The sequence below is a fragment of the Clostridium sp. genome (assembly GCF_021372645.1).
Taxonomy (GTDB): domain Bacteria; phylum Bacillota; class Clostridia; order Clostridiales; family Clostridiaceae; genus Clostridium.
In genome coordinates this window covers 62,722-81,597 of the sequence record NZ_JAJFUC010000047.1, presented here as the reverse complement: position 1 = coordinate 81,597, position 18,876 = coordinate 62,722, and the positions used below count along the sequence as shown (strand labels likewise).

At 29.3% G+C, this 18,876-nt stretch carries 20 protein-coding genes and 2 pseudogenes; 15 read left to right on the top strand and 7 right to left on the bottom strand.

Annotation, left to right across the window (positions count from 1 at the left end; all coding sequences use genetic code 11):
- Nucleotides 1–603 precede the first annotated feature (603 nt).
- The 4 genes from LLF98_RS08440 to LLF98_RS08425 all read left to right on the top strand — a co-directional run bounded on the left by LLF98_RS08440 (nt 604) and on the right by LLF98_RS08425 (nt 3,297).
- Entirely contained in the window at nt 604–888 is a 285-nt protein-coding gene (locus tag LLF98_RS08440; protein ID WP_291702682.1) for a hypothetical protein, read from the top strand.
- A gap of 333 nt (nt 889–1,221) precedes the next feature.
- Nucleotides 1,222–2,427, top strand: coding sequence for an HD domain-containing protein (locus LLF98_RS08435; protein WP_291702681.1), 1,206 nt, complete (start codon nt 1,222–1,224; stop codon nt 2,425–2,427).
- A gap of 85 nt (nt 2,428–2,512) precedes the next feature.
- Nucleotides 2,513–2,719, top strand: coding sequence for a hypothetical protein (locus LLF98_RS08430; RefSeq protein WP_291702680.1), 207 nt, complete (start codon nt 2,513–2,515; stop codon nt 2,717–2,719).
- 308 nt (nt 2,720–3,027) lie between these two features.
- Nucleotides 3,028–3,297 (top strand): late competence development ComFB family protein, encoded by a 270-nt coding sequence (locus LLF98_RS08425; protein WP_291702678.1) that lies wholly within the window; start codon nt 3,028–3,030, stop codon nt 3,295–3,297.
- A gap of 112 nt (nt 3,298–3,409) precedes the next feature.
- On the opposite strand, the gene LLF98_RS08420 is transcribed toward LLF98_RS08425, so the two are convergent.
- From LLF98_RS08420 to LLF98_RS08410, 3 genes are all read right to left on the bottom strand, one after another.
- A complete protein-coding gene (locus LLF98_RS08420) occupies nt 3,410–4,198 on the bottom strand; it encodes a YgcG family protein (RefSeq protein ID WP_291702676.1) in 789 nt (262 codons plus the stop codon).
- On the bottom strand, nt 4,195–4,761 hold the full coding sequence (locus LLF98_RS08415) for a LemA family protein (protein ID WP_291702674.1): 567 nt from the start codon (nt 4,759–4,761) through the stop codon (nt 4,195–4,197). The genes LLF98_RS08420 and LLF98_RS08415 overlap by 4 nt, the downstream gene beginning before the upstream one ends.
- Before the next feature lie 322 nt (nt 4,762–5,083).
- On the bottom strand, nt 5,084–5,923 hold the full coding sequence (locus LLF98_RS08410; RefSeq protein WP_291702673.1) for a L,D-transpeptidase family protein: 840 nt from the start codon (nt 5,921–5,923) through the stop codon (nt 5,084–5,086).
- 561 nt (nt 5,924–6,484) lie between these two features.
- On the opposite strand from LLF98_RS08410, the gene LLF98_RS08405 reads away from it, so the two are divergent.
- Nucleotides 6,485–6,748 (top strand): hypothetical protein, encoded by a 264-nt coding sequence (locus tag LLF98_RS08405; protein ID WP_291702672.1) that lies wholly within the window; start codon nt 6,485–6,487, stop codon nt 6,746–6,748.
- Nucleotides 6,749–6,844: 96 nt separating this feature from the next.
- Here the strand turns inward: LLF98_RS08405 and LLF98_RS08400 are convergent, their stop codons facing one another.
- Complete coding sequence (locus LLF98_RS08400) at nt 6,845–7,153, bottom strand: AzlD domain-containing protein (RefSeq protein WP_291702671.1); 309 nt, start codon at nt 7,151–7,153, stop codon at nt 6,845–6,847.
- Complete coding sequence (locus LLF98_RS08395; protein WP_366512082.1) at nt 7,146–7,925, bottom strand: AzlC family ABC transporter permease; 780 nt, start codon at nt 7,923–7,925, stop codon at nt 7,146–7,148. Before LLF98_RS08395 ends, LLF98_RS08400 begins: the two co-directional genes overlap by 8 nt.
- Nucleotides 7,926–8,042: 117 nt before the next feature.
- Here LLF98_RS08395 and LLF98_RS08390 point away from each other — a divergent pair, with 117 nt between their 5' ends.
- Both LLF98_RS08390 and LLF98_RS08385 read left to right on the top strand, forming a co-directional pair.
- Complete coding sequence (locus LLF98_RS08390; RefSeq protein ID WP_291702670.1) at nt 8,043–8,912, top strand: LysR family transcriptional regulator; 870 nt, start codon at nt 8,043–8,045, stop codon at nt 8,910–8,912.
- Between the two features lie 153 nt (nt 8,913–9,065).
- A complete protein-coding gene (locus tag LLF98_RS08385) occupies nt 9,066–9,254 on the top strand; it encodes a 4Fe-4S dicluster domain-containing protein (RefSeq protein WP_291702669.1) in 189 nt (62 codons plus the stop codon).
- Between the two features lie 42 nt (nt 9,255–9,296).
- On the opposite strand, the gene LLF98_RS08380 is transcribed toward LLF98_RS08385, so the two are convergent.
- Both LLF98_RS08380 and LLF98_RS08375 read right to left on the bottom strand, forming a co-directional pair.
- Nucleotides 9,297–9,983: a Crp/Fnr family transcriptional regulator gene (locus LLF98_RS08380; RefSeq protein ID WP_291702667.1), complete on the bottom strand. Its 687-nt coding sequence runs from the start codon at nt 9,981–9,983 to the stop codon at nt 9,297–9,299.
- 466 nt (nt 9,984–10,449) lie between these two features.
- Nucleotides 10,450–10,980, bottom strand: coding sequence for an HPP family protein (locus LLF98_RS08375; protein WP_291702666.1), 531 nt, complete (start codon nt 10,978–10,980; stop codon nt 10,450–10,452).
- Between the two features lie 202 nt (nt 10,981–11,182).
- Here LLF98_RS08375 and LLF98_RS08370 point away from each other — a divergent pair.
- The 8 genes and pseudogenes from LLF98_RS08370 to LLF98_RS08340 all read left to right on the top strand — a co-directional run.
- Nucleotides 11,183–11,506, top strand: a pseudogene (locus LLF98_RS08370) (transposase); the annotation flags it as partial.
- A gap of 207 nt (nt 11,507–11,713) precedes the next feature.
- Nucleotides 11,714–12,478, top strand: coding sequence for a SagB/ThcOx family dehydrogenase (locus LLF98_RS08365; RefSeq protein WP_291702664.1), 765 nt, complete (start codon nt 11,714–11,716; stop codon nt 12,476–12,478).
- A 171-nt stretch (nt 12,479–12,649) separates the two neighbouring features.
- Nucleotides 12,650–12,727: pseudogene (locus LLF98_RS15415) on the top strand (disulfide oxidoreductase); the annotation flags it as partial.
- 58 nt (nt 12,728–12,785) lie between these two features.
- The gene (locus LLF98_RS08360; protein ID WP_291702662.1) at nt 12,786–13,388 is read left to right on the top strand and encodes a hypothetical protein; all 603 of its coding nucleotides are present in this window, start codon (nt 12,786–12,788) and stop codon (nt 13,386–13,388) included.
- A 7-nt stretch (nt 13,389–13,395) separates the two neighbouring features.
- Nucleotides 13,396–13,953, top strand: a complete 558-nt coding sequence (locus tag LLF98_RS08355) for a hemerythrin domain-containing protein (protein ID WP_291702661.1) — start codon at nt 13,396–13,398, stop codon at nt 13,951–13,953.
- Between the two features lie 225 nt (nt 13,954–14,178).
- Nucleotides 14,179–14,391, top strand: a complete 213-nt coding sequence (locus LLF98_RS08350; protein ID WP_291702660.1) for a DUF5652 family protein — start codon at nt 14,179–14,181, stop codon at nt 14,389–14,391.
- Nucleotides 14,392–15,101: 710 nt separating this feature from the next.
- Nucleotides 15,102–16,820 (top strand): ABC transporter ATP-binding protein, encoded by a 1,719-nt coding sequence (locus tag LLF98_RS08345; RefSeq protein ID WP_291702659.1) that lies wholly within the window; start codon nt 15,102–15,104, stop codon nt 16,818–16,820.
- 5 nt (nt 16,821–16,825) lie between these two features.
- Nucleotides 16,826–18,673 carry an ABC transporter ATP-binding protein gene (locus tag LLF98_RS08340; RefSeq protein WP_291702658.1) on the top strand — a complete coding sequence of 616 codons (1,848 nt, stop codon included), beginning with the start codon at nt 16,826–16,828 and terminating at the stop codon, nt 18,671–18,673.
- Nucleotides 18,674–18,876: the final 203 nt, after the last annotated feature.

Here is an 18,876-nt window from a genome sequence, read left to right as displayed (position 1 = left end):
CGTTTCAATGAGTAAACATTGAAGGGTTAAAAGCTCGGTGAAGGCGACTGAGAACCACCGTAAGGTATAGCTTAGTTATACTACGAAATGCGAACTAGAGGTAGTCGAGTGGTGATAGGTCGGATGTCTATAAAACATCTATGGTTAGGATGCTACTAAAGTAGCTGACGAAGTTGGGAATGTACGGGTTTAAACCCAGAGTATTTAGAAATGAATGCAACACATAAGTGTGGTAAGTGTGGATTAGTAAGATTTTATGTTATGAAAATCCATATAATGTTATAGGCATTATCAAGCTTACAGGCTCAGACTAACGACCTACGGATATATGTAAAGATAGTGATAACGGAACAAGGAAAGCTTAGAATATGGAGATTTTACTATCTATGAAATATTGATAAGGAAAAGATTGTTTCTATAACTTATCTTAATCTAAGTGAGAGTGGTGGCACAAAGCTAAGATAATTATTGTAACGATAATTTAGCTATAGCCACTAGACAATTGATATTTGACAATTAAATAAATGAATGAATCCAAGGTTTGAGTAAGACTAAGAGATATGAAACTTAATTTGTAGTTATACAAAGGAGGAAGTAATAGACTTGGAGGAAAGCTTAAAACTAGAGAAAAGACAGACGCTAAGAAATAATGAATATTACACAATACAAAGCATATTTGACAATCTGTACAATCAATCTAGTAGCAATAAGAAATTTACTAAATTAATGCAGTATATAAGTTCTAAAAATAATATCTTACTAGCATATAGAAAGATTAAGAAAAATAAGGGGTCAACAACTGTTGGAACTGATAGTCTTGATATAAGTTACTTTAAGGATATAAATACAGGGGAATTTGTAGTACATATTCAAAATAAACTAATCTGAGAAAGAATTATACAGAGTTTTTAGGGTTTAAACTTATCATTGGACTTTAAGCAAATAAATTTCTTAGTAACAAAAACCTTGGAAATACGATTAAAGAATAGGATATCAGAAGCTAATCCATTGTACAAAAATAGATACCATTGAGAAATATCTAGGGTTATTGTCACTTGATGACAAGGGATTAAACGTGTCAATTCTTTAAGAAAGTTAGTAGAAAATTCAGTTATTTAATTTAAAAAGACAATCAATTGTTGGAACGCCGTATGAGTTCGAAAGACTCACGTACGGTGTGAAGCAGGGGAAAAGATAGAGATTACATCAAAGTCTTACCTATTGTTATCAACTAAAGCTAATCCAGAAGAAGTGATGAAATTATTTGATAAAGTTGCCTTGACTGGGCTTAAGCATGGAACCGTTACAGTTATGATAAATAAGGAAGGATACGAAGTTACCACTTATAGAACTGATGGTGAATATGAGGATAATAGGCATCCTAAAGAGGTTAAGTTTGTAAGCTCTTTAAAAGAAGATTTAGCAAGAAGAGATTTTACAATTAATGCTATGGCATATAATGAAAAAGATGGTTTAGTAGATTATTTTGGTGGAATGCAAGATTTAAATAATAGAATAATAAAAACTGTAGGTGAGCCTAAAAAAAGGTTTAATGAAGATGCTTTAAGAATGCTTAGAGCAATTAGATTTTCAGCACAATTGGATTTTAAAATCGATGAAAAGGTATTATTCACAATAAAAGAACTTAAGGATAAGATAAAAAATATATCTAGAGAAAGAATAAGAGAAGAATTTAATAAAACATTAATTAGTAATCCTAGAAAAATAGAAACTTTAAAAGAATGTGGAATTTTAGAATATATTATACCTGGTATAAATGAACTTTATGATTTTAACCAAAACAATCCTTATCATATTTATGATTTATATGAGCATACACTTGTAGCAACAGAATCTATAGAGTCAAGTCTTCACTTAAGGTTAACTATGCTCTTACATGATTTAGGAAAGACAAAAACAAAGACAACAGATGAAAATGGAATTTCTCATTATTATGCTCATCCTAAGGAATCGGTAACAATGGCAGAAAACATACTTAAAGATCTGAAATATGATAATAACATGATAAATAAAGTTTTAACTTTGATAAAATATCATGATTGTACATTAAAAAGTAAGCTATCAGTAAAGAAAATGCTAAACAAAATTGGGGAAGAATTTTTAAGAGATTTAATAAAAATTCAACAGGCAGATGTACTAGCTCAAAATCATGAGTATGCTAATGAGAGATTGTTAAACTTAATTAGCGTTGAAAGTAAATTAGATATGATATTAGCTCAAAATGAATGTTTCAGTTTAAAAGATTTAAAGATAAATGGTGAAGATTTAATAAAATTAGAATTTGATAAAGGAAAAATAATAGGAGAGACTTTAAAATATCTCTTAAAGTTAGTTATGCAAAATCCAAAGCTAAATGAAAGAGAAGAACTTATAAATATAGCTAAAGAAATAAAAGTTAGCAAATAATGAAGTATTAAATATGTATACAGTCATAGGTAAAAAAGCATTTGATAATTTAAGAATACATTAATATATTAATATATTAAATATTATGAAATCATTAGTTTTCTCAAATTCACAAGAAGCATCAAATTTTACCAAAGCAAATATTAATAAAGGTGTTGTCTTATTTTCAAATGTAGAAATAATATTAGAATTATCAAATCTGGTTTCTTCAAATGTTACACTTTGTTCTACCGCCGGAGAATACAGTACAGATGGATATAAAAATGGAATTATTTCAGGTTTTGAATATTAATTGTCAGATGCATATGCATATAATTTCTTTGTTTATCTGCACGTATGAGCGCAGTAAATGTTGAATATAATACCTAGTATAATTTTAATTTAGAATTGAATATCTATATTATGTCTTGAAAATATATAATATATTATATATTATATATTTTAGAGTGATATTACAATAAAAAACAGTGAAAAGAAATAATTATCTTATAATAGTATTAATGTTGTAGTTATATTGATGGTAAATCATGGAGAGTGACATTGGTTAGCAGAAAAGAGATTAGAAAAGATTGAAAGTTTTAATAAGGGGAGAGAAAAATAATGAATGATGTTATTAATTATGTGGAAGTATGGGTACAAGAGTATATGGATATTTTATTAGAAAAAGTAGATGGATGTAAATGTGAAAAATGCAAAAGAGATATTTTTGCACTTGCACTTAATAATTTAAAGCCGCATTATGTAGCCACACCTTTAGGCGAGATAATGGCTAAATTAGAGAGTACTAAGCAACAAGTTGAGACAGATATAATAGTAGAAGTTACAAAAGCAATTAATAAAATTAATAGTAATCCTAACCACGATAGATAAAAGTTAAAATATTGTAGAATATTTCAAAGAAATTGCAGAATTTGAGAAAATTATAATAACTATAAATAAAGATAATTATTTTAAAAATAATTATCTTATATACTAAGTACTTTTACCAACTTCCACTAGAACCTCCACCACCAGAAGATCCACCACCAAAACCGCCAAAGCCACCACCAGAAGATCCACCTCTAGGCCCACGTTCTCTAAATAAACTGTTTATAAAGATAAGTTGTAAAAGAGTTAAAGAAATTCTTCCTCTGTTAAATATTAAATCTAGTAACATCAAACCTATAAAAATGCCACCAAAAATTTTAACATTAGTATTAGAAATAGTATTATTCTCAGTCATGGATATGTTTAAAGATTTATCTAAAGTAACATTATATTCTTTGGCGGCATAATCACACAATGCACTATAAGAGTTAAGTAATCCCTCACCATATTTGCCTTGTATAAGACTAGGCTTTGCAATTGATTCCATAACTCTGTTACTTAATGCATCAGGAATAGCGCCTTCAAGTCCGCGACCAACTTCTACTCTCCAAGCTCTGTCATTTACAGCTAAAAGTATTAATAAACCATTATCCTTATTCTTTTGACCAATACCCCAAGTTCTGAAGAGATTAATAGCGTAGTCTTCAATAGGAATATTATTAGTTGAGTCTATTATAACTACAACGGCTTGTGCACCTGTTTTATCTTCTAATTCTTTTCCTATAGAAAGTATGTTATCTCGTTCTGTCTCATTAATTACATTAGCATAGTCATTTAAATATTTATAACTTGTTGGAGAAGGAATTTTAATATCAGCACTTACAGGATAAGATAAAAGCGAAATTACTAAAAGAAGAAAACATATAAATAAGTTAAAAAATCTGTTTTTAGTAATTATTTTCACTTGGCGAAATCCACGGATGGAACTTCTTTTGCACCCTCACTTGCTTTATAAAGCGGTTTTTCTGCAAAACCAAATAATGAGGATATTATATTGCTAGGAAATCTTCTTCTTTTAGTATTATAATTATTTACAGCAGTATTATAATCTTGTCTAGCAACTGCAATTCTATTTTCTGTTCCCTCCAATTGAATTGATAAATCTCTAAAATTTTGATTTGATTTTAAATCAGGATAATTCTCAACAATAGCTAATAATCTTGAAAGAGAACCAGAAAGCTCAGTATCTGCATTAGCTTTATCTGATACATTGGTAGCACCAGCTAATTTACTTCTCGCATTAGCTATATCTGTGAAGATAGTTTTTTCTTGAGTAGCATATCCTTTAACAGTACTAACTAAATTAGGAATTAAATCAGATCTTCTTTGTAATTGAGTATCAATATTTGATGATGCTGAATTAACATTTTGTTCAAGAGAAACTAAGCTATTGTAGCCACCTACAGGAATAGCTAAGATTATTAAAATCCCAACTATGACTAATATTATTTTCATACTTTTATTCATAAACTCAATCTTCCTTTCTATACTATGTTTAGTATATGCAGAAATCTTTAAATTTATATATAATATATATATGACTTATGAAATTTCAAAGGCTTTAAGTAAGAAAAAGGTTAATAGAATTTCTATGAATGAGGTTTTGAAATCTCGATTAGAATAAAGATAAAGATAAAATTAGAAATAAATTTAAAATAAAAGAGAGGGTGTAGTTCAAATTTTATAAAAGCTAGTGACCTGAATATTGCAATATCAATAACCTAAATTTAATTTTTGAACTACGCCAAAAAATGACCATTATTCTGCTTGAATAGATATTATTAATTTTTTATTTAATGATTTTAATTCCAGTTTTTGCTGGAATAGTATCATAGATGTATTTAGAATCCTCTAAAGAAAGTCTAACACATCCATGAGATACTGCTTCACCTAATCTACCATCTATAACTTCTCCAATATCATTATAAGGGACACTATGAAATAGATAGTTCCCGCTTATTTGTGTAAAATATTTTACACATGTTTCATTTATCCTTAGTTCTTTACCTTTTAATCCACTATAAAAATTCCCTTCTATAGTTGGGCTATCAGGTGATCCTATATTACAAGTGAATACTTTTATATTTACCCAAGAATCATACTCCTTGTGATAAATATACACTTGTCTTTGTGATTTACTTACAGCTACGAAGTAATCTGTATCTGAATTTATTTCTTTTGAATTTAATTCGGATATTATCATTTCATTTACGGTCTGTACCTTGGTTGCTTTCGTTCCATTTTCAGTGTTTGAATTTGTAGTATTTAATTTAGAGTTGACATCAATACTCAATAATTTCGCTATTGTCTGTTTACCTACAATACCATCTTGTTTTAAGGCATTTTTAGCTTGATATTTAATTATGGCATTATAAGTTTCTGCCCCATATAATCCGTCCTCCTGAATATTACAACCTTCCAGAGAATTCAACAATCGTTGTATACTCCTTACAACGTCACCTTTCGAACCTATAGAAATTACTTTTTCGCTTTTCTGTAATGTAGATATTGTAGATGTATTCTTATTAGAATCATTTGTATTATTTATAGTTGCGGCATGAGCGTTTGTTTGCATACTGCAACTTATTATAATTTCTGCAACAGCTACACTTAAAATTGTTTTTTTCATTTAATTATTTCCTTTTCTCTTCTGTTATTTTTTTAATTTTTATCCTCTTTTAAATTATGAAACTTTATATATTTACAATATATAAGCAGGATGTACCCTTATATAATTCGTAAATATATTTAAAAATCTGACAAAATAAATAATAAATTAATATAATTTTTTTAATTTATAAAAAAAGAGTTAAAATTATTAGAAAAGTGACGGCAAATCCAATTTAATACTGAATTTGCTGTCACTTTGCTTACTGTTATAAGCAGATTTATTGGACTTATACAAAGTATAATCGCAATATATTATTGTATATTGAATACCACAGGTTAGACTTGTAGTTCTAAAAAGCTTTTAGCTATGAGTAGAAAAAACAAAACCTCCATTGTAAAATAGAAGTAGGTTTGCCGACCACAACTATAATACAAGGAAGTTGTATTGCTTGGAGACAGAGGTTTTAAATTTTATTCATTTCCATTGTAATTATAATACAATATGCTCATTCTACAGAAAATAAGTATACTTAATACAAATAACTGTCCGTAAGTCAGCCCTTTATATAGTATGGTTGAAATGAAAAAAGGTAAATTAACTGGAAATATTGAGTCTTACAAGGTAGATAATAAGTTATTGCCTGTATTATATGTATCTAAAAAGATAGCTGAAAAAGCAAAGGAAATTAAAGATAGTTCGTTTAAAAATGATTACTATGTTGCAGGAATTTCTAAAAATCAGCTAAACGCTATGATTAAAGGCTTTAAGAGAAAATTTCTTATAGTAATGAGTTTTGAAGGTAAAAAGGCAATTTCTATTTCGTTGAAACCCATGAAAATCTAAAATTTGGATTGTCATGGGTTATTTTAATGTATAAAGATATAGTTTTTTTGAAGACGTTACCTAAAGGCAGTCAAATGAAATATACGTGATAAGGCTTCAGCATAAAAAAAGTTCTATAAAAAAAACAATAAAACATGAGGCCAAAGAAATTTTAAACAAGCTAGTCCCTTTATAAGCAAGTACTGTTGCTATGATAAGAGCAGATAATGCAGACCATATACTTGCAGTTGCATTAAGAATTGATGGAAAAGTCATCGCTGCTAAAGTAACATAAGGCACATAGTATAAAAAAGAACGAATGGTAGTATTCTTAATTTCTTCTTGTATTAATGTAATTGGAATTAATCTGATTAAATAAGTTACACTTGCCATTATTAGAATATATATGTATATATTATTACTCATTAGTATCCTCCTTTATGGGAAACAGAACTGCTGCAATTCCAGAAATTAAAACTGTCAGAATAATAATTCGGAAACCTGATGATATTTGATTAAGTAAAGTCGTCTTTGTAAACAGCAGACTTAAAACCATAGAAAGCATAATCACACCAGCTATGACTTTATTTTCTTTTGTAGGTGGAATTATTACTGCAATGAACATACTATAAAGAGCTACACTTAATGCGCTTAGAACTCTTGATGGAAGAATATTACCAGATACCACACCTAAGAAAGTTCCAAGTGCCCAGCCCGGCACAGCTACAGTCATTAGTCCATATGTATAAAATGGATTTAGTTTTCCTTCTGAACATACTGAAATTCCAAATATCTCATCTGTAATTCCTATTGCAATTAAAAACCTATGTATCAATGAAGTATTCTTACTTAATTTTTGGGACAGAGAACATGACATTAAACAATATCTCAGATTAATAATTAGTTGAGTAACTGCCATCTCCAGAAGACTAGCAGATGCTTTAATCAATTCTAGGGATGCAAATTGTCCTGCTGATGTAATATTAGTTACAGACATGATAACAGCCTGAAAAGCAGTGAGACCAGTATTTTGGGCTGAAATACCAAAAGTAAATGAAACTGCAATGTATCCAAGAGCAATGGGTATGCCATCCTGAAGACCTTTTTTCCAAAAACTCATGTTACTTAACGGGTATATTTTTTTATCGAAACCTTTTATAAACTGACTGCTTTGCAAACAGTCGATTTTATTGTCCATTCTAATTCTTCCTTCCGTTTTCTTAAAGTAATACTATTTTACAACCTTCATTGACATTAGTAAAATGAATATTTATAATGATAATATTAATTTTACTAATGTCAATGAGGTAAGGAAATGAAACGTTATAATGCTTTTATGAAAATAATTGAGACAAGCAGTTTTACTAAAGCTGCTAAAGAACTTGGATATACACAATCAGCAATTAGTCAGATGATACACTCACTAGAAGAAGAACTCTCCACAACACTTATTATGCGTTCAAGAAAAGGGATTACTCTAACTCCTGATGGTGAAGAAATTTTGCCATATATAAAAAATATATATTATGCTAACAGAGAGCTGATAGAAAAACATAGAGAAATGCAAGGACTACAGAGTGGAATTATTCGAATAGGAACCTTTTCGAGTGTTTCTTCTAATTGGCTTCCTCAGTTGATAAAAGACTTCAAAGAAATGTATCCTTCTGTTCAATTTGAACTTAAGCAAGGTGATTATACAAGTATTTCCATATGGGTAAAGGAAGGCGGTGTTGACTTTGGATTTGTAAATCCTGATGCGGTATCGGGTCTTACTACTGTCCCTTTAAAAAGAGATGAAATGCTGGCAGTACTGCCTATAGATCACCCTTTGTCTAGTTATAACAAAGTAACTTTAGAAGAATTATCCTATGAGCCTTTTATTTTATTAGATGAAGGTCAGTTAAGTAGTCCACTAGAGATTTTTAAAAAAAATAATTTATACCCTAATGTTCAATATCAAGTTCATGATGATTATACAATAATGTCTATGATTGAAAAAGGGTTAGGAATTGCCATTTTACCCAAATTAATCTTACACAGATTACACTACAGCATTGTGACAAAAGAAGTATCACCCCAAATTTTTCGTACAATTGCATTAGCATATAAAGACAAAAACATATTACCAATTGCAAGTAGGTATTTCATAGATTTTATTATTGAGCAGTATGGCAATGATTTATAAAATAGCTATTTCAGATAAATATATTTATTTTAAAAATATTTATACAATCTTAACAACTATATCTCTAAGGTAAAATTTTTTTACTAATTTTCTCTTCTATAATATAATGACGTAATGAAGAGAGTAAATCATTAAATTAATTGTGTTAAATTTTTGGCTGTCCAGAATTATAAAGAATGCTTAAATTGTGAAAAATGTATAAGCGTATGTCCATTTAAAGCCATGGATATAGAAAAGGAAGGTGTAGCAATCTATTTAGGCGGAAAGTTTGGTAGGAAATATAGAGTAGGCAATCGTCTTGATAACCTTTTTACAGTAGAAGAAGCAGAAGGAATTACTTGATTAATTTATACAGGCTCTTTTAGATATTTTAGTAAAATATAATTATTCCTTAAAGTATTTAGATAAATTTTTTATGTTTATAACTATTATTTTTTTTCCTTCAAATTTTATTAATCCGTTTTTTTCTAACTTTCTAAGGCAACGCGAAATGGTTTCTCTTGCACTTCCTATCATGTCTGCTAAATATGAGATACTTATATTTAAATCAATAAGAGTTCCATCTTCTAATTCAATACCATAATCTTTAGATAATTTCCAAAGTTTAGCAGCTACTCTTTTATCAACTTTTATGGGTACTGTATTTTTTAGCTGTCTATAAAGTCTTCTAATTTTTTTACTCATATGATTTATAATTTTTTCAGTTAACTGAAAATCTGTGCTCATAATATTTAACAAGTCAGTCTTGTTAAATGCCAAAATAATGCTATCATCAAAAGCTTCACAGGATACAGACGTGGGTAAATTATCAAATATTACTTCATTTATTATTTCACCTTCATTTAATATAAAAAAAATCTTTTTGTGTCCATCCGCTAAGGTTCTAAATAAAGATACTTTACCTTCTAATACTATATAAACTGAATTAACAATGTCTTTTTCAAAAAATAATAAACGTCCTTTATCTAATTTGAATTTTGTTGCTTTACATCTCAAATTTTCTAGTGTAGTAGTATTTAAATTATTGAAAATTGATAGATTAGCAATATCAGTTAAACTTACTATATTCATTAATAAATTTCTCCATATCTTCTTTGTATTTTGAAATTTTATTATAACATAAAGTAAATCAAAGATTAATTATGTTATAAATATTTTTTGGAAATCTATAATTGATTAAATAATATAGTAACATATGTTACATTATATTTATATGGTAATTGTTATCATGTAAATATAAATGTATTTTATGTATATAAATTGAATAAATACCAAGTGATATAAAATATAAGTTTTAAGAAGATTTCAGAAGTACTTTAATGATGAGAGAAGAATTACACAAGGAGAATAAATGAATATATTTAGAACTAGAAAATCCAATGGTTTAACGGATAGATTATATTCAGCGGGGAACAATCTTAGAGATATTACAGAAGATACAGTTAACACCCTATAGTGAGAACTCAAGATAGTAATAAATGTTACTAATATATTATATGGAGTAGCGCCAATATTGCGGGAAATGTTGGCGCTATCTCTATATAGAAAAATTTGATGGATTCTGTTTTTTTATAAATTCATGTAGTTTCCTATAGAAAATTGAGATCATACATAGTATAATAGCTCCTATTCCTAGTGGAAAAAAAATAAAATACCATTTAGCGTTAGTTAGCATAATTAAAATCGTAGTTGCTCCTGCAGGAGGGTGCAAAGTATCTGTTACTAACATGGAAAATACGGTTAAGCTTAATGCAATAGATAAACTTAATGAAGTAACTCCCATTAAGTTTGCAATAATTACACCAATAGATCCACTAAGCACATGCCCTAATAAAATATTTTTTGGACTAGAAAATGGACTTTGTGGTAGTGTGAAAATTATTACACAACTGGCTGCTATAGGTGGAATCAATAATGTTACTTTAGAATAATATCCCAATTTAGTTATTATAAAAACACATGTAAAAACACATAGTCCTATTAATAATGATTTCTTAGCCTTATTTAGTAAAAAAAAATTGTGTTGATGATGAATTAAAGCCATAATATAAGAAAAAATTTTTTTCATTTTTACCTCCTTAGTATATTTAATAATATTTAAACTAGAATAGCATAATATAATAAAAACTACTGTGAGCATTATCACAGTAGTTTTTATTATATATAAGTTCTAATTAAGAAAATTAATTGTTTATAAACTTGTAATTCATATTCAAATAATAGATAGTTTATTCGCTAAGATGTATAAACCTAAAAAATATGGAACAGTTCATACTCTTGTAGGTATGGAGCCAACGGGTCATTACTGGAAGAACATCGCCTACTATTTGAAAAATAGAGGCATAAGATTATGTTTAGTAAATCCTTATCATGTTAATAAAACAAAAGAATTAGAAGACAATAGTCCAACTAAAAATGATAAAAAGGATTCTAAAGTAATAGCAAGGTTTATATATCAAGGTCAATATTTTACATGTATGTTTGATGATGAATTATATACAGCAATAGAATCTATAACAGAAAAGGAAACATGGGAAGATATGAAGAAAAGGTGTGATGAAATAGGATATTGTCTATTTACACCTAAAGTATAATTTTTAGACAATAAATTAAAAATAGGTATGAATAAAAAAATAAATTGTAACATGAGTTACAGATTAAAAATAAATTAGGTAATATACTATGACATATAGAATAAACAGTTTTAAAGCTGATTTCAATAATACAATAAATTCATAAGTTAAACAAAATTAACTTCTATGGAATCTTATATTATTTAGTAAACAGAGAGGAGAGAAATTATGGAAAGATATGAAGAACAGAGAAAATTTCTAAAGTCTAACTTTGATGAGTTTAAAAATATAAAAACTGATAAAATGAAAGGAATACCTCAGCCAGATAGTGTTAAACCATATAGCTCATTTTGTGATATTATTGATCTTCCAAAGGTAAGTGGAGACGTTGTAAAAAAACAAAATATCTATGAGTGTATAAGTGAAAGAAGAAGCACAAGGTTTTATTCTAATGAGGCAATGAGTCTTGAGGAACTATCATATTTATTATGGGCGACTCAGGGGATTACTGGTACCAATAAGGCTGGGCTTACGTTTAGAACAGTTCCTTGTAGTGGTGCAACACATTCTTTTGAAACATATCTGTTCATTTTGAACGTGGTATCAATAAAAAAAGGGATATATACATATGATCCATTAAATCATAAACTTCTATTAATGTTTGAAATAGAAGGAATAGATAAAAAAATAGATGAGATTACTCTGGAACAGCCTTTTGTACCTAATTTTGCTAAGAAAGCTTCAGTTATATTTGCATGGAGTACGATTCCATATCGTTCTGAGTGGAAGTTTGATATTACAGCTCATAAAAAAATTCTAATAGATATTGGACACGTATGCCAAAATCTTTATTTAGCTAGTGAATCTGTTGGAGCTGGAACTTGTGCTATAGGCATATATGACCAGAAAATGATAGATACACTTTTAGAACTAGACGGGGATAAAGAATTTGTAGTATACCTTGCTGCAGTTGGAAAAAAGTTAGACAAATGATTTTAACTTACAAGCTATAAGTGAACCAGATGATGATTTAAAAGCTTGTTTGCAACAAGGAGTATAACTGTAAATAAAAAAAATATTGTAACATATGTTACAGATTGAAAATAAATTAAGTAATATACTATGACATAGAGAGTAACCATTAAAAATAATAACTTATTACTTCAGGCAGAAACAATTGAAGAGGCTGCTAAGGTTCATGGAATAAACTTAGAAAAATTATTAGAAGCATTAAATAAATAATGTAAGTAAGTGTATATAAGTTGCAATAATAATTAAAAGGAATATAAGGAGATAAGGTATGAGCGCATTTTTAGGACCAATTCATTTTTGGCTATATAATAAAATACAAATTCAACAAGATATAGTAGAAGAAATTTTAAGATTAAGCGAAGACTTACAACCAGGGTTAAGAGAGGAATTAGATACGAAATATGGTGTATCTGAGACAAAATCTTTAGAAAAGGTTATAGATGAAGGAAATATTCATGGATGGTTACAGAATCAAATAGCCATAATAGAATGCAAATTAGCTTATAGTGTAACATTACTTAAAGAAAAGAATCCAGATATAATTACAAAAATTGAATCAATTTTTAAGAAAAAAGGTAAAGAAAAATCAGAATCTATTAATACAGATAATGCAGCAGAGGCATACAAAGTAATCAATGACAGCTTGTTAGATGGAATGCCTTGTGATCATGCAAATACAGTAATTGAAGAAAGTGAAGAAAAAGTAGTATGGAGGAGAAGTATCTGTGTACATAAAAACTATTGGGAAGAAGTAGGTGGAGATATAAATATCTATTATTCCCTTAGAGAAGAATTTATAAAGGGTATGCTTATAGGAACAGTTTTGGAGTACGAAAAGGTTGATGAAGTTACTAATATGATAAGAAGGTGATGATGAAATGAATAGTATTGAATTAATGATAGAAGAACATAAAAATATCATCAGGATGCTTAAGGTTATGAGAAAGGCATGCAATAGAATTTTAGAAAGTGGAGAAATCTGTTATGAAGACTTTGATAAAATGATTGACTTTGTTCGTAATTATGCAGATGCTCATCATCATGGAAAAGAGGAGAAGTTCCTTTTTAAAGAAATGGTGGTTAATTTGGGCAAAATCGGAACAAACGTAGTTACACATGGAATGCTTGTAGAACACGACTGGGGTAGATTATTTATCAGCGAATTAAGAGAAGCTCTTAAACGCATGAAGTCCGGAGAAGAAGAAAGCATGTTGGATGTTATTGCTAATGCAATTGGTTATACTAATCACATGGTAAGACATATCAGCAAAGAAGATTCAATAGTATATACCTTTGCTGCGAAAGAGCTTGCACCAGAAGTATTAGATAGTATAAATAGACAAACACAATCCTTTGAAGAAGAAGCAGATAAAAATGGTATTCAGGTTCATTATATTGAAATTCTAGAAGAATTAGAAGCAAAGTATTTTAATTAGTGGCTGATATTATATGTGATATGAAAGCAATATTGTTTTTTATTGAAATCTTAAAAAGTTAAGAGCAGCTTTAGACTTTTAGTTTAGAGTTGCTTTTTATTTAGAAGAGGTAAAAAGGTATTTTATTATGATTATATGATAAAATAGACTTATTAAATGACATTAAATTATAAATTATTATGTATTAACTTGTGCAATAAAAATATCTCTATTGGGAGGGAAAAAATGAGTAATATAATGCAAGTTTTAAATCCAAATAGTCCGATACTTTATTTATTAATTGCTTGGTCAATTGTCTGGAAAGGTATAGCCCTTTGGCATTCTGCCCGTAATAAACAATTAGTATGGTTTATTACGCTCTTAATAGTAAATACAGTTGGAATTCTTGAAATAGTTTATCTTATTTTCTTTAAAAAAGAACAGAATGATACAGTGTAATTTTAAAGAAATTCTCTTTATTAACTAATATTATTATAGGCAGGAATTAATTCCTGCCTATAATAATAGATTCAGCAAAACACTCACAACAGGTCCATATATTATCAGCTATTGAGTTCTGTATAACGTGTAACTATTTTCACTTTTAATGTTTCTGTCATTTGAATTATAAATATATTTACTAGTAGCCTGCCTTATATTTCTATCATAAGAAGAAGGGTCTGACTCTGATGAATGGATGTCCGTTAATTTATTTGTATCATAATCTCCTGGAGTTGAATTATAGTGTGTGTTTTCTCATATGAAATTAAAATTATAGTAAAACTTAATAAAAAGAAAATCTAATAAAAACAAATTTAAAAGAGTGAGTGATAATATGAATAAAAATATTAAAAGAATCGTAGGAACTTTATTAATTACAGTTGTATTAGGGCTTCTTGTTGCTTGCGACAATAGTAAAGGTTCAATTATACCCTGAGTATACAGGTACTGGTTTATTGACAATTTTAAAGAAGGACTTAATTACTGATCCCAAAGAGGTTTATAATACAGTTAAATCAGAGTATGAAGAAGAATGAGACTACATAAATTAGCTTTCTATTATCAATAGAACTAGATATGTTGTGACTATAACTGTTAGTTTTAGAGTAAAAAAGATGTATAATATGATGTGAGAATTATACTTTAAACGAAAGAAAGGGATAACAAATATGAACTTATACAGCAAGTACTTTAAAAAATATAAAATTCCGTTTGGGGTAGCTGTTTCTTGCGTTGCATTTGAGGCAATTTGCGATTTGCTTGGTCCTACACTTATGTCAAATATCATTAATACAGGAATTGAACAAGGGTCACTTTCTAAGGTTTATTATTGGGGGATGCTTATGCTTATAGTCACTGCTATTGGAGCCTGCTTTGCAGTTACTCGAAATATTTTGGCAAGTAAAGTATCCCAACGTATGGGAGCAAATTTGCGATATGATTTGTTTGAAAAAATTTTATATTTTTCTGAAGCAAGTGCTGATAAAATTGAAAGTGGTTCACTTATTACACGTATGACAAACGATACAGCACAAATCACACAGTTTGTAAATGGAATTATGCGAATTTTTCTAAAAGCGCCTATTACATGTGTTGGAAGTATCGTACTTGCAACTTTGCTTAATTTTAAGCTAAGTCTTATTATTTACAGTGTAGTAGTAGTTGTTGTTATTCTTATTATAGTTAGCATGAAGTTAAGCTATCCTCGTTTTTATAAATTACAAAATGCTATGGATAAGGTAAATTCAGTTGTGCAGGAGTATCTTATAGGAGTGCGCTTGGTTAAGGCCTTTGGAACATATGGCAAGGAAACGCATAAGTTTGAAAATGCAAATAAGAATTTAATGGAAAAGTATATATCATCTCAAATGGTTATTACCTTAGTGTCACCACTTATGACACTTGCCGTTGGAATTGGTACAGTAATTGTAATTTTCACTGGGAGCAGGTTGTTTTCTTTAAATCTTGCAAACACAGGTGATATTACAGCATTTACAATTTATATGGCACAAATTCTTACATCTTTAATTATGATAACAAATGTATTTAATACCTTTGTGAGAACAAAGGCTTCTACCACACGTATTAAAGAAGTATTTGATTATGATGGAGATTTTACTCAAAGTGGTGAAATAAAAGAATTAAATGGTGACATTGAGTTTAAAAACGTCACATTTTCATACCCTAATGGCAGTGGTGTGCCTGCCTTAAAAGATCTATCATTTTCTATTAAAAATGGACAAAGTTTAGCAATAATTGGACCAACAGGAAGCGGTAAATCTACAATTGCTTGGTTACTTTTGCGATTTTATGATGTAAACAGTGGAAAAATTTTGGTTAACGGCTGTGATATTAAAGCACTAAATATTGATTCAGTGCGCAATAATATTGCTATTGTACCACAAAAACCAATGCTTTTTTCAGGCTCTATTGCTGAAAATATTAGATGGGGTAACAAGGAGGCCACAAATGAAATGTTACATCAGGCTGCAAATAAGGCACAAGCGGGTTTTGCTCTGAAGATGAAAAATGGCTATGAAAGTTTTTTAGGAAGCGCTGGAGTTAATGTTTCAGGTGGGCAAAAGCAACGCATTTCAATAGCTCGCGGAATACTTAAAAATTCTTCAGTACTTATACTAGATGATGCAACCAGCGCACTAGACGCAGTAACTGAAGCTAAAGTGCTAGAAAATCTAAAGTCTAAAACAAGAAACCAAACCATAATTACTATTACTCAACGCTGTGGGACAGCCATGTTTGCGGATAAAATTTTAGTAATCAGCAATGGGATAAAAGTTGGATATGGTACACATAATGAGCTTATGCAGAATTGCAAAATATATCAAGATATTTATAAAACACAAATAGAAAGCAGCAAGGAGGCGTAAAATACATGGCACAACAATTTTCTAGAGCAGAAGCAAAAGTACCATCTATTGGTGGGAGAATGGGAGGTCACGGTGGAAACCGTTTTGCACCAACTGCAAAACCTAAAAATACAAAAGGTACACTAATGCGTATCATAAAAATATATATGCGCTTTGCTAAAACAATCTTTGCAGCTATGATACTTACAGCTTTTTCGTCAGTTATTTCTGTTGCAATTCCTTACTTTATAGGAAAAACCTTTGATACCTTTAAAATTACAACTAGAACAGTTGACACAAAAACGATTATGTGGCTTTTAATGATAATTGTGGCCTTATATGTAGCCAATTGGCTCATTTCATGTCTCAATGGAGTTATTATGCTTAAAGTTTCACAAAAGCTTGTCCTTGTCATACGTACAGAATTTTTTGAAAAGATGCAAAAAATTCCATTGAAGTTCTATGATACAAGCTCTCACGGTGATATAATGAGCAGAATTACAAATGATGTAGACAATATTAGCTCTACTATTGCACAAACAACTACACAATTAATATCAAGTGTTTTAACACTAGTGGGTTCTTTTGTAGTTATGATAATACTAAATGTACCCCTTACACTAGTTGTTTTATTATGTATTCCTCTTGTGATGCTTTTAACACGTGTAATTGCATCAAAAAGTCGTGCTTATTTTTCGGCACAGCAGAAAAGTCTTGGTTCACTCAATGGAGTAATTGAGGAAAATATACTGGGATTAAAAATGGTAAAAGCCTTTGGTAAGCAACAGGATATTCTAAAACAGTTTGAAGAAATTAATGAAAAACTGTATGAAAGCAGTAATAAGGCACAAATATGGTCTGGATATATGATGCCACTTATGAATGTTATCAACAATTTAATTTTCGCAATTGTTGCCATTGTAGGTGGTGTATTGTCAGTAAGATACGGCCTGAACGTTGGAACTGTGGTTAGTTTTATGAGTTATTCAAAACAATTTTCGCAACCACTTAATTCCGTTGCAGGTATGTTCAATACCATTCAATCAGCACTTGCCGGAGCAGAACGTGTTTTTGAAATTTTGGATAATGAAGAGGAATGCGCTGATATTCAAAATGCTATTGATATAGAGCATCCAAATGGTGATGTTACTTTTGAAAATGTGTGTTTTTCATATGATAAGTCTACTCCTATATTAAATAATATAAACTTTAGCGTCAAAGCAGGAGAATCAGTTGCTTTAGTAGGTGAAACCGGTGCAGGGAAAACTACTATTGTCAATCTTCTCACTCGCTTTTATGATGTTGACAGTGGCAGAATTTTAATTGATAATGAACCAATCACAAATTTAAAACGAAATAGCCTTAAAAAATGCTTTTCAGTAGTGCTACAAGACACCTGTCTTTTTACTGGTACAATTATGGATAATATTCGTTACTCACAAAAGGATGCAACTGATGAACAGGTAATAAACGCTGCTAAAATAGCTCATGCTCACGATTTTATTGATAAATTACCAAAAGGGTATCATACAATGATGTCTGGAGCTACAGATAATTTAAGTCAGGGGCAACGGCAACTCGTATCCATTGCTAGAGCAGTATTATGTGATAGTCCTATTTTAATTTTAGATGAAGCAACCAGTAGTGTTGATACAAAAACTGAAAAAGACATTCAGCATGCATTGCTAAGTTTAATGAAGAATCGCACAAGTTTTTTGATAGCACATCGTTTGTCTACCATTATAGATGCTGATTACATTATGGTAATTGGTGATGGAAGAATATTAGAAAGGGGAAATCATAAAAGTCTTATGGATAAAAAGGGACAATATTATAAAATGGTGATTAGCCAAATGGGAAAATTGCCATCTTGATTCCATGCTATAGAGTTATTGGGAATGAAATAAATTTATATATCACATTTAACATAGCAAAAAAATTAAGCTAGAATTTTATGTATATAATGCAAAAGTTGTAGTCCACATATAGCAAAGATTGTTAAAAAAATTTTTTTTTACATATATTGCATTATATTGTTAGTATCTATATACTTAAATTAAAATATTATAAATTCAGT